This window comes from Cupriavidus sp. 291-E7, assembly GCF_057798835.1.
In genome coordinates this window covers 161,642-173,547 of record NZ_JBYOJV010000004.1, presented here as the reverse complement: position 1 = coordinate 173,547, position 11,906 = coordinate 161,642, and the positions used below count along the sequence as shown (strand labels likewise).

10 protein-coding genes are annotated in these 11,906 nt (G+C 65.7%); 8 read left to right on the top strand and 2 right to left on the bottom strand.

Features of this window, described 5'->3' with window-relative positions; genetic code table 11:
* The first annotated feature begins 49 nt into the window (after positions 1-49).
* The 4 genes from AC3FLX_RS09370 to AC3FLX_RS09355 all read left to right on the top strand — a co-directional run bounded on the left by AC3FLX_RS09370 (position 50) and on the right by AC3FLX_RS09355 (position 4,210).
* On the top strand, positions 50-1,537 hold the full coding sequence (locus AC3FLX_RS09370; RefSeq protein WP_488695880.1) for an amidase: 1,488 nt from the start codon (positions 50-52) through the stop codon (positions 1,535-1,537).
* A 34-nt stretch (positions 1,538-1,571) separates the two neighbouring features.
* Positions 1,572-2,903 (top strand): MFS transporter, encoded by a 1,332-nt coding sequence (locus tag AC3FLX_RS09365; protein ID WP_488695878.1) that lies wholly within the window; start codon positions 1,572-1,574, stop codon positions 2,901-2,903.
* A 189-nt stretch (positions 2,904-3,092) separates the two neighbouring features.
* Entirely contained in the window at positions 3,093-3,890 is a 798-nt protein-coding gene (locus AC3FLX_RS09360) for an AzlC family ABC transporter permease (protein ID WP_488695877.1), read from the top strand.
* Complete coding sequence (locus AC3FLX_RS09355; RefSeq protein ID WP_488695875.1) at positions 3,887-4,210, top strand: AzlD domain-containing protein; 324 nt, start codon at positions 3,887-3,889, stop codon at positions 4,208-4,210. Before AC3FLX_RS09360 ends, AC3FLX_RS09355 begins: the two co-directional genes overlap by 4 nt.
* Here the strand turns inward: AC3FLX_RS09355 and AC3FLX_RS09350 are convergent.
* Both AC3FLX_RS09350 and AC3FLX_RS09345 read right to left on the bottom strand, forming a co-directional pair.
* Positions 4,207-5,361: a helix-turn-helix transcriptional regulator gene (locus tag AC3FLX_RS09350; protein ID WP_488695873.1), complete on the bottom strand. Its 1,155-nt coding sequence runs from the start codon at positions 5,359-5,361 to the stop codon at positions 4,207-4,209. The two genes, AC3FLX_RS09355 and AC3FLX_RS09350, sit on opposite strands and share 4 nt — an antisense overlap.
* A 138-nt stretch (positions 5,362-5,499) precedes the next feature.
* A complete protein-coding gene (locus tag AC3FLX_RS09345; RefSeq protein ID WP_488695872.1) occupies positions 5,500-6,606 on the bottom strand; it encodes a helix-turn-helix transcriptional regulator in 1,107 nt (368 codons plus the stop codon).
* Between the two features lie 364 nt (positions 6,607-6,970).
* On the opposite strand from AC3FLX_RS09345, the gene AC3FLX_RS09340 reads away from it, so the two are divergent.
* The 4 genes from AC3FLX_RS09340 to AC3FLX_RS09325 all read left to right on the top strand — a co-directional run bounded on the left by AC3FLX_RS09340 (position 6,971) and on the right by AC3FLX_RS09325 (position 11,890).
* Entirely contained in the window at positions 6,971-8,167 is a 1,197-nt protein-coding gene (locus tag AC3FLX_RS09340; RefSeq protein WP_488695871.1) for a phosphoglycerate kinase, read from the top strand.
* Between the two features lie 72 nt (positions 8,168-8,239).
* Complete coding sequence (pyk, locus tag AC3FLX_RS09335) at positions 8,240-9,685, top strand: pyruvate kinase (RefSeq protein WP_488695869.1); 1,446 nt, start codon at positions 8,240-8,242, stop codon at positions 9,683-9,685.
* Positions 9,686-9,800: 115 nt separating this feature from the next.
* Entirely contained in the window at positions 9,801-10,865 is a 1,065-nt protein-coding gene (fba, locus tag AC3FLX_RS09330) for a class II fructose-bisphosphate aldolase (protein WP_488695868.1), read from the top strand.
* Positions 10,866-10,981: 116 nt separating this feature from the next.
* Positions 10,982-11,890 carry a phosphoribosylaminoimidazolesuccinocarboxamide synthase gene (locus AC3FLX_RS09325; RefSeq protein WP_488695866.1) on the top strand — a complete coding sequence of 303 codons (909 nt, stop codon included), beginning with the start codon at positions 10,982-10,984 and terminating at the stop codon, positions 11,888-11,890.
* The last annotated feature ends 16 nt before the right edge of the window (positions 11,891-11,906 follow it).

The window sequence follows — 11,906 nt, the reverse complement described above, 5'->3', positions numbered from 1 at the left end:
GGCCCGGCCGTCTGCATTGCGCCGTGCCCATGACAACAACGGAGCCACTGTGACCCTGCCCGATTCCGTGCCGGCCGATCCGTCCCGGCCAGATGTCCGCTGGATGCCCGCCCACATTGCCGCCGCGCAACTGGCGCGCGGGGAGACCACGGCCCTGGCGCTGGTCGAATCGTGCCAGGCGGTCTGGGAGGCCCATCACGGCCAGATCAATGCGATCGTGCTGGCCGATTTCGAAGCGGCCCGGGAGGCTGCCTTGCAAAGCGATGCACGGCGACAGGCCGGCCGCACGCGCGGGCCGCTCGATGGCGTGCCGTTTTCGATCAAGGAATCGTTCGACGTGGCCGGGTGGCCCACCACCTGCGGCGTGCCGGCGCGCACCACGCATCGCGCCGGCACCGACGCGGTGGTGGTCGAGCGCCTGCGCGCGCATGGCGCCGTGCTGCTGGGCAAGACCAACGTACCGCTGGGCCTGCGAGACTGGCAGAGCTACAACGGCATCTACGGCACCACGCGCAATCCGCACGACCTGTCGCGCACGCCGGGCGGTTCTTCCGGCGGCAGCGCCGCGGCCGTTTGCGCCGGCATGAGCTATTTCGATATCGGCTCGGATATCGGCTCGTCGCTGCGCAATCCCGCGCACTACTGCGGCGTGTTCTCGCATAAGAGCAGCCACGGCATCGTGCCGCTGCGTGGCCACGGCAATGGCCGCGCCGGGTTTGCCGCGCAGGACATCAATGTGGCCGGCCCCGTGGCGCGCAGCGCGCGTGACCTGGAACTGGTGCTGCGCGCCATCGCCGGGCCGGATGCCGCCGAGGCGTGCGCGTGGCAGCTTGACCTGCCCCCATGCGATCACACGCGGCTGACTGACTTCCGCGTGGCCGTGCTGCCGAGCCATCCGCTGGCCGAAGCGGACGCCACGGTCAGTGGCGCCATCGAACGGGTCGGGCATTGGCTGGAGCAGGCCGGCGCGCAGGTGGCCTGGAACGTCCGGCCCGATTTCGACGCCGCGCAGCTATGGCGCACCTATGTGCTGCTGTTGCGCGCCACGACGTCGCTGCACATGGACGACGCCGCGTTTGCCGATGCGGTGCAACGTGCCGGCGATCCCAATGGCGACGATGCCGATTACGCAACGATGCAGTTCACGGGCGCCGCGCTGAGCCATCGGCACTGGCTGCTGATGCAGCCCACCCGCGAAGCGTTTGCGCGCGCGTGGAATCGGTTCTTCGGCGACTACGACGTCCTGCTGTGTCCCGCCGCGTCCACCACGGCATTTCCGATCGACGAGCAGGGCGAGCCGTGGCAGCGCACGATCACCGTCAACGGCCGGCCGTGGCCGCTGACGTCCCAGCTGTTCTGGGCCGGCCATTCGGGGCTGTGCGGGCTGCCGTCGACGGTCGCGCCGATCGGCCCCGCCAGCGACGGCCTGCCCGTGGGCGTGCAGATCGTGGCGCGGCGCTTTGGGGACCTCACTTCGCTGCGGTTTGCGCAACTGCTTGAAGACGCGGGCTACGCGTTCCGCCCGCCACGCATCTGACGATCATCGCTAAAGAGAAAAGGGGAGGGCGATCATGCTGGACTGGTTCAGGGAGTTGTCGCGCGCGGAGCGCAAGGGATTCTATGGAGCGTTCCTGGGGCATGCGGTCGACGTGTTCGACTTCATGATCTATTCGTTCCTGATTTCGACGCTGCTCGCGCAGTGGGGCATGAGCAAGTCGATGGCCGGCGCCATCGTCACGTGGACGCTGGTGTCGTCGCTGGTCGGCGCGGTAGGGGCCGGGCTGCTGGCCGACCGCTTTGGCCGCGTGCGCGTGCTGCGCTGGACGATCCTGGTCTTCGCGGTGTCATGCTTCCTGTGCGGTATCGCCAATTCACCGGAACAGCTGATGGTGTTCCGCATGCTGCAGGGGCTGGGCTTTGGCGGGGAATCGTCGCTGTGCATGGTGCTGGTGACCGAGCTGATCCGCAACCCGGCGCATCGTGGCAAGTATTCGGGCTTTACGGCCAGCAGCTATTCGTTTGGCTGGGGCGGGGCGGCCATCGCCTACGCCATCACGTTCAGCCTGTTCGAGCCGGAAGTGGCATGGCGCGTCTGCTTCTTCCTTGGCATTCTGCCCGCGCTGGTGGTGGTCTATCTGCGCCGCAATCTGCAGGAACCCGAAGTCTTTCTGAAGAGCCGGGCCGAGCGCGTCGCGGCATCGCCCGCGGCCGATCTGGCACGTGTGTTCCGCAAGCCGCTGCTGCGCAAGACCCTGCTGTGCAGCCTGCTGTCCGGCGGCATGCTGGGTGCCTACTACGCGATTGCCACGTGGCTGCCCACATTCCTGAAGACCGAGCGCGGATTGTCGGTGTTCGGCACCAGTTCCTACCTGGCGGTGACGATCCTTGGATCGCTGGTCGGTTACGTGGCGGGTGCCTATGCCACCGACCGCTGGGGCCGCCGGTTGACCTATATCGCGTTCGCGGCCGGTGCGTTCGTGATGGCCATGATCTACATGGTGATCCCGGTCTCGAACACGTCGATGCTGTTCCTGGGCTTTCCGCTCGGTGTGCTGATGCAGGGCGTGTTCTCGGGCATCGGTGCCACGATCTCCGAGTCATATCCGAGTAGCGTGCGTGCCACGGGCTACGGCGTGTCGTACAACCTGGGTCGTGTGATCGGATCGTTCTTTCCGCTGGCCGTGGGCTGGCTCAACAGCGGGCGCACGTCGCTGGCCCTGGCGATCGCGATGGTGGCCGGCGTCGGCTATGCGCTGGTGATGGTGTCCGCGGCGCTGCTGCCGGAAACATCGGGGATCGATCTCGGGCAGGCCGGTGGCGGCGACGACGCCGACGAAGCCTTGCAGCCCGCCCAAGCCGCGACCGCGATGGCGCAGACGGCCCCCGCGGGCAAGCCGGCCTGAAGCCGGCGGCTGCGGTTTGACCTCGATACAACAGTTGCCGCATCACTTTTAAGCTGCTGCTTACCAGCGGCTGTCCCGGGCCTATAATGGCTGCTCCGCCATCGGCCACGTGTTTCGCGTGGCCGATGGTCCTTCCTGACGGCAATCCCGCGCAAGACGGCCTGCCGTACCGTCTCTTCTCATCTCGCCATGACACCCCGACAGTCGTCCCCGGTGTGGTTGCGCCTTTGGCATCGCTTTGCCGAGGTGGAGCGCAACGCCTTTCTAGAAGGTGCACGATTCTTTGCGCCTTCACTGCCCGCGGTATTTTCGTGGGGCCTGGTCACCGGGGTGGCCATGAGCAAGTCGGCGCTGACCGTGCCCGAGGCCATCGGCATGTCGCTGCTGGTCTATGCCGGATCGGCGCAGCTTGCCGTGCTGCCGCTGTTTGCCGCCGGCATGCCGATCTGGACGGTCTGGCTGACGGCCGCCGTGGTCAACCTGCGCTTCGTGATCTTCAGCGCCGCGCTGCAGCCGCACTTCAACTATCTGCCGGGCTGGCGCCGCACGCTGCTGGGCTTCTTCAACGGCGACCTGCATTTTGTCTACTTCATGCAGCGCTATGCCGAGCCCGGTTACGCGCCGGGCAAGGAAGGCTACTTCTGGGGCATGGCGCTGATCAACGGCGCCACGTGGCAGGTGTCGTCGGTCATCGGCATCCTGCTGGCGAGCATGTTCCCCGACAGTTGGGGCCTGGCGCTGGCGGGCACGCTGGCGCTGATTCCGGTGATGATCGCCACGATCAATTCGCGCTCGACGCTGATGGCCGTGGTGGTGTCGGCCGTGGTGGCGCTGCTGTGCTTCGATCTGCCGTATCGCCTGGCGCTGGTGATTGCCGTGGTGGCCGCCATCGCGGCCGGCATGGCCAGCGACGAAATGGCCGCGCGGGCGACGCTGCGGGGCATCCGCGCGCGCAAGGGCGGCCAGCCGACGGGGGACCAGGCATGAGTCATCTGGAAACCTGGATCGCCATCGTCGGCATGACCGTGGTTACCGTGCTGTCCCGTGCGCTGTTCCTGATGGCGGGAGAACGCGTGACCGTGCCGGACCGCATTCAGCGCGCGCTGCGCTATGCGCCGGCCGCGGCGCTGGCCGCGATCATTCTGCCGGACCTGCTGACCTTCGAGGGTCACTTCACGATTTCACCGGGCAACGACAAACTCATGGCCGGCGTGGCTGCCACCATGTTCTACGTGTTCACGAAGCGCATGGTCGGCATGATCGTGGTCGGCATGGCGGTGTACACCGCGCTGCGGCTGCTGGGCTAGGCGGCTTTGGACGCCTGGCTGTCCGGCTCGGCCAGGATGCTGGCCAGGCGCGTCAGCAGGTGAGCGAGCTGGGCCTGCGTGCTGGTGCTGGTCTTGGTAAAGATCGACTTAAGCTGTGATCGCCCGGTCTCGCGCTTGATGCCGAGCTGGATGCACGCGTCGGGCAGGCCCACGCCCGTGGCCAGCAGCACGGCCAGGCGGTTTTCGGCGGGTGTCAGACCGAACAGGTCTCGCAGCACGGGCGGCACCGCGCGTGGCGGACCGTGGCTTTCGTGGATCGCCACCAGGATCGGCTGGCCTTCCCACTCCGATGACAGGTATAGCGAAGGCGTCAGCGCCACGGCCACGATCTGCGCCGCGCGGCCGTCCGCGCCGATGGCCTGGATGGCCTGGGCCGGCTGCAACATGCCAGGGTCGCACAGCGACCGGACCACATCGCAGAACGGGCGCGACAGGCGCCAGCCATTGCCGTTGCCATTTCCAATGCCATTCCCGTTCGGCGGCGGTGCGTCATGGGTCTCCACCGGCAGCAGGCGGCTTGCCCAGGGCCGGCCGGCCGCGTTGGCCAGCAGCACCTTGCCTGATTCGGCAAGCACGATGACCCCGAACGGCAGTCGATTGAGCAGATCGGCCGATACGTGGCCCTGTTCCGCCACCGCATGGGTGCGGTCCCGCAGGATCATCGCCTCTCGCAAATGCGGTATGGCCCAGTCCAGTTCACGCGCATCGGCCTCCGAATAGCCTTCCTCGCTGGCCGGGCGCTGGAGCGCAAGGTAGATCTCGCGCGTCGGGCTACGGTCGATCAGGCAGGCCATGACCGAGGTCTGCGTCACGACGTCATACGATTCGCCACGGAATGCCTCGTGAGGTGCCGCGGCGCCTGCCATGTCGCGCCGGTCGATGTGCCAGCCGCCCACGGACATGGCGCTGTAGGTGCGATATGGCGGCGGCACGATGGCCAGGTTGTCGGGGGCGCGATTGACCAGGTGCCGCACCTGCACGGTCTGTTGCCGGGTGTCCAGTACCAGCAGCGATACCTGGATGCTGCCGCTCAGTTCACATAGCCTGTGGAGACTGCGTTGCCACGCCAAGGGTTCGAAAATGCCCTGGTAGAGGCCGCGAATGGTCTCGTGCATGTCACCGTGGTTCATCGGTTGCTTCCTTCGTTTCTTGTCTTGGCGAACGCGCGGGAGGAGGGTATCCGCCGCGTTTCGCTGCCTGCCGGAGCCAGAAGTTGTTCGACGCTCTCAGGCTTTCGAATGGGGGCGTTGCAGAAGGCGCGTGGCCGCTCAACCTCCGTCGAGCGTGGTGGCCAGCCGGGTCAGCAGGTGCGTGAACTGCGCCTGGCTGGTGCAGCCCGTCTTGAGGAAGATCGACTTGAGCTGGGTTCGCGCGGTCTCGTGGCGGATGCGCATTTGCCGGGCGGCTTCGGGCAGGCCCTCGCCCGTTGCCAGGCGGGATGCAAGACGGGTCTCGGCCGGTGTCAGGGCAAACAGGGTCCGAAGCACCGTGTCGAGCAATACCGAGGGGGCGCCCGCTTCATGCACGACGACGAGCGCCGCCGGCTGCTGCCACTGCGCGGCAAAGGCGTGCGTGGCGGGCAGCGGCAAGACCAGGACATCGGCCTGCTTGCCCTGGCCATCGGTCGCGCGGGCCGCTTGCGCGCCAAGCGGATTGGCCGGATTGCATGCCGCCTGCACCATCTCGGCAAACGGGCGCGACAGCTGCCAGCTGGCCGTTTTACCGGAGGGATCGAGCCGGCGCGCCCAGCGCTCGCCAGCCATATTGGCCAGCAGCAGTTGCCGGTCGGGCGTGTAGACGGCCACGGCGAATGCCATCCGCTCCAGCAGCCGGGCCGACAGCGAGGCCATCGTCGACAGCGCCAGCGTCCGGTCGCGCATGGCGATGGCGCTGCGCATATGGGGGATGACCCAGTCGAGCTTGCGCGTGTCTTCGCCGGAAAATTCGTCCTGCGACAGCGCGCGCTGCATCGAAAAGTAGACCTCGTAGTGCGGCTGCCTTTCCACCAGGCACGCTACATACGATCGCAGCTCGAACCGGTTGAAGAAATCGCGGTAGAACGGATGACGCGCCATAGCCTGCGGGCCAAGGTCGCGCGCGTCGATGTACCAGGCGCCCGGCACCAGCCGGGGCGCGAACGCCTTGGCCGGATCAATGGTCTGGAAATCGTTTTCATAGGCGGCGAACAGTTCCGGAACCGGGTTGACGATCTCGTTGACGGTCACCTGGTCGCGTACCGTGTCCCATATCATCATCGACGCATGGGCCGTGTCCGCGATCTCGGTCAGGGCGCGCAGGCTTCGCTGCCACGCGGCCGGATCGAGGACGCCTTCGTACAATCCGCGGATGGCACCGTGGATGGCGGCTTGCTCCATCTGACTACCCCCTTGCATTCACGTACGACAATCCTTCCCGCGTGTCCGTCGTTACACGTCCGCGGAAATGGTTGAGGCGCCAGTCTGCCGCCGGCTGCCAATCTATGTACTAGAACTAATAAAAATGATTCTATAGCCTAACAATGCATACGTTTAGTACATTAACCGTACATTAACCGAAGCTACAGGCGCCCGGGGCAGGGATGTGCCCCTCCTAAAGTGGGGGTGTCATCCCGCCGTCATGGAATGGGTGAGGCGGCCGAGGCCGGGAAGGCGCAAATCCGTAACGGCGATCAGGTAAAATGCCGGTTTCCCCGATTTCTGTGGACGGTTGTATGCCGTCCGCGTCCCCGCTCTTATTGCCATGACCTCTGTTCTGCGTCTTACCGATCTCATTTCCCAAGGCAAACTCTCCGGCAAGCGTGTGTTTATCCGCGCCGATCTGAACGTGCCGCAAGACGACGCAGGCAATATCACGGAAGACACCCGCATCCGCGCCTCGGTGCCGGCCATCCAGGCTTGCCTGGATGCCGGTGCGGCAGTGATGGTGACGTCGCATCTGGGCCGCCCGACCGAAGGTGAGTTCAAGCCCGAGGATTCGCTGGCCCCGATCGCCGCGCGCCTGTCCGAACTGCTGGGCAAGCCCGTCAAGCTGGTGCAGAACTGGGTCGACGGCGTCGAAGTGGCGCCCGGCCACGTGGTGCTGCTGGAAAACTGCCGCGTGAACAAGGGCGAGAAGAAGAACAGCGACGAGCTGGCTCAGAAGATGGCCAAGCTCTGCGACGTCTATGTCAACGATGCCTTCGGCACCGCGCACCGCGCCGAAGCCACGACCCACGGTATCGCCAAGTTCGCCCCGATCGCTTGCGCCGGCCCGCTGCTGGCCGCCGAGATCGATGCGCTGGGCCGTGCGCTGGGCCAGCCGGCCCGTCCGCTGGTGGCCATCGTCGCCGGCTCGAAGGTATCGACCAAGCTGACGATCCTGAAGGCACTGGCCGACAAGGTGGACAACCTGGTCGTGGGTGGCGGCATCGCCAACACGTTCATGCTGGCCGCCGGCCTGAAGATCGGCAAGTCGCTGGCCGAAGCCGACCTGGTGGGCGATGCGAAGGCGATCATCGACATCATGGCCGCCCGCGGCGCATCGGTGCCGATTCCGGTGGACGTGGTCTGCGCCAAGGAATTCAGCGCCACGGCCGCCGCCACGGTGAAGGACGTCAAGGACGTGGCCGACGACGACATGATCCTCGATATCGGCCCGAAGACCGCCGCCATGCTGGCCGACCAGCTCAAGGCCGCCGGCACCATCGTCTGGAACGGCCCGGTTGGCGTGTTCGAATTCGACCAGTTCGGCAACGGCACCAAGGTGCTGGCCGAAGCCGTCGCCTCGTCGAAGGGATTCTCGATCGCCGGTGGCGGCGACACGCTGGCCGCCATCGCCAAGTACGGCATTGCCGACCGCATCGGCTATATCTCCACCGGCGGCGGCGCTTTCCTGGAGTTCCTGGAAGGCAAGAAGCTGCCCGCTTTTGAAGTGCTGGAACAGCGCGCCGCTGGCTGAAGCCATACCGGGCAGGCCGGTTTGCCGGCCGGCCCGCCCCTGAAAGCCCCCGAAACCCAGGAAACCGCCCGAATGACCCGCTCCACAAAGATCGTTGCCACGATTGGCCCCGCATCCAGCTCGCTGGACGTGTTGACCCGCATGATCGGTGCCGGTGTCGACGTGGTGCGCCTGAACTTCTCGCACGGCACCGCGCAGGACCATATCGACCGGGCCGCGCTGGTACGCGAAGCCGCGACGGCGTGCGGCCGCGAGGTGGCGATCATGGCCGACCTGCAGGGTCCCAAGATCCGCGTGGGTAAGTTCGAAAATGGCAAGGTCACGCTGAAGACGGGCGATGCGTTCGTTCTGGACTCGACCTGCGAGATGGGCAATCAGGAGCGCGTCGGTCTGGACTACAAGGACCTGCCGCGCGACGTGGGGCCGGGCGATGTGCTGCTGCTCAACGACGGCCTGATCGTACTGGTCGTGGATCGCGTGATCGGCACCGAAATCTTCACCACGGTGCGCGTGGGCGGCGACCTGTCGAACAACAAGGGCATCAACCGCCAGGGCGGCGGGCTGTCCGCGCCGGCGCTGACCGCGAAGGACATGGAGGACATCAAGACCGCTATGGCCCTGAATGCGGACTACGTGGCCGTCAGCTTCCCGAAGAACGCCACCGACATGGAAATGGCGCGCCAGCTGGCGAACGTGGCCGGCCAGCCGTACAACCACAAGGCGCGCATGATCGCCAAGATCGAGCGCGCCGAGGCCATCCGGCCGGGCGTGCTCGAGGAAATCCTGGGGGCGTCGGACGGCATCATGGTGGCCCGTGGCGACCTGGCCGTGGAAGTTGGCAACGCCGCCGTGCCCGCGCTGCAGAAGCGCATGATCCGGCTGGCCCGCGAGGCCAACAAGCTGACCATCACCGCCACGCAGATGATGGAAAGCATGATCGTGAACCCGGTGCCGACGCGCGCCGAAGTCTCGGACGTGGCCAACGCGGTGCTGGACGGCACCGACGCCGTGATGACGTCGGCCGAGACCGCCGCCGGACGCTATCCCGTGGAAACGGTCGAGGCGATGGCCGCGATCTGCCTGGAGGCTGAAAAGTCCGAGGTGGTGCAGCTCGACACCGACTTCCTGAACCAGACGTTCTCGCGCATCGACCAGTCGATCGCGATGGGTGCGCTGTTCACGGCCTATCATCTAGGAGTGAAAGCGATTGCCGCGCTGACCGATTCGGGCGCCACCGCTTTGTGGATGAGCCGCCACCGCATCCATGTGCCGATCTATGCGATGACGCCGAACCTGGCGTCGCAGCGCAAGATGCAGCTCTACCGCAATGTGGTACCGCTGCCGCTGCAATCGAGCACCGACCGCGACGAGGCGCTGGAACAGGCCGAGGAACTGCTGCTGGCACAGGGCGCCGTGCAGCATGGTGACTTCATCGTGCTGACGATCGGCGAGCCGATGGGCCAGGCCGGCGGCACGAACACGCTCAAGATCGTGAGGGTCGGCAGCAAGTTCAAGTAACGATTACGTCCGATGTGGCGTGGTGCACCGACGGCCCGTCACGGATGCGCGAACCTGCCCGGCGCTGCATCGAGAAGAATACCGAAATACCAGTTTTTTTATTCAGGAGTAAGACATGCCACTCGTATCCATGCGCCAGCTGCTGGACCACGCCGCCGAGAACGGCTACGGCCTGCCGGCCTTCAACGTGAACAACCTTGAGCAGGTTCAGGCCATCATGCAGGCCGCCGACGAAGTGAATGCGCCGGTGATCATGCAGGCCTCGGCCGGTGCGCGTAAATACGCTGGTGAGCACTTCCTGCGTCACCTGATCGAAGCCGCCGTGGAAGCGTACCCGCACATCCCCGTGGTGATGCACCAGGATCACGGCCAGTCGCCGGCGATCTGCCAGGGCGCGATCGACCTGGGCTTCTCGTCGGTGATGATGGACGGCTCGCTGCGGGAAGACGGCAAGACCCCGTCGGACTACGAGTACAACGTCGACGTGACCCGCAAGGTGGTGCAACTGGCCCACGCCGTGGGCGTGACCGTGGAAGGCGAACTGGGCTGCCTGGGCTCGCTGGAAACCGGTGAAGCGGGTGAGGAAGACGGCATCGGCGCCGAAGGCAAGCTCGACCACTCGATGCTGCTGACCGATCCGGAGCAGGCCGCCGACTTCGTCAAGTCCACGCAACTGGACGCACTGGCGATTGCCATTGGCACGTCGCACGGCGCGTACAAGTTCACGCGCAAGCCCACTGGCGACATCCTGGCCATCAGCCGCATCAAGGAAATCCACGCCCGTATTCCGAACACGCACCTGGTGATGCACGGTTCGTCGTCGGTGCCGCAGGAACTGCTGGAAGAGATCCGCAAGTTCGGTGGCGACATGAAGGAAACGTATGGCGTGCCCGTGGAGGAAATCCAGGAAGCCATCAAGTACGGCGTGCGCAAGATCAACATCGACACCGATATCCGTCTGGCGATGACTGGCGCGATCCGCCGCTTCTTCGCGGAAAACCCGAGCAAGTTCGACCCGCGCGAATACCTGAAGCCGGCCCGCGAAGCCGCCAAGCTGGTTTGCAAGGACCGCTACGTGGCTTTCGGTTGCGAAGGCCAGGCCAGCAAGATCAAGTCGGTGTCGCTGGTCGACATCGCCGGCCAGTACAAGTCGGGCAAGCTTGCCCAGGTCGTGCAGTAATTTGCCGTGCCGTGCCGCCCCGCCGCGCAGGATTGCGCGCGGGGCGTTCGAGTTTGATGGGGCTTCGCATTGCGCACGAAGCCCCGCTTGTTTTCAGCCGCAGCCGCCTTCACACCATGTCTGACGCCCTCTACGAATCCTCCATCCAATCCCTGCCGCTGCTCGGCAAGGGCAAGGTCCGCGACAACTACGCCGTCGGCGACGACAAGCTGCTGATCGTGACGACCGATCGCCTGTCGGCCTTCGACGTGATCATGGGCGAGCCGATTCCGGCCAAGGGCCGCGTGCTGAACCAGATGGCCAACTTCTGGTTCAAGAAGCTCGCGCACATCGTGCCGAACCACGAGACCGGCGTGACGGCGGAGAGCGTGGTGGCCGCGGACGAAGTGGCCCAGGTCAAGGGTCGCGCCGTGGTGGTCAAGCGCCTGAAGCCGATCCTGGTGGAAGCGGTGGTGCGCGGCTACCTGGCCGGCAGCGGCTGGAAGGACTACCAGGCCACGGGCAAGGTTTGTGGCATCGACCTGCCGGCCGGCCTGCAGAACGCGCAGAAGCTGCCCGAGCCGATCTTCACGCCGGCCGCCAAGGCAGAGATGGGCGAGCACGACGAGAACATCTCGTTCGACGAAGTGGAACAGCGTATCGGCAAGGAGCTGGCCGCCAAGATGCGCGACATCTCGATCCGCCTGTACAAGGAAGCGGCCGATTACGCGGCCACGCGCGGCATCATCATCGCCGACACCAAGTTCGAGTTTGGCCTGGACGAAGACGGCACGCTGACGCTGATGGACGAGGTGCTGACCGCCGATTCGTCGCGCTTCTGGCCGGCGGATTCGTATCAGGTGGGTACCAACCCGCCGTCGTTCGACAAGCAGTTCGTTCGTGACTGGCTGGAAGCCGTGCGCATCGACGGCAAGCCGTGGCCGAAGACCGCGCCGGCGCCGAAGCTGCCGGAAGACGTGGTGCTGAAGACCGCTGACAAGTACAAGGAAGCGCTGACCCGCCTGACCGGCGAGCAGCTGCTGTAAGGCGCAAGGAAAGAAC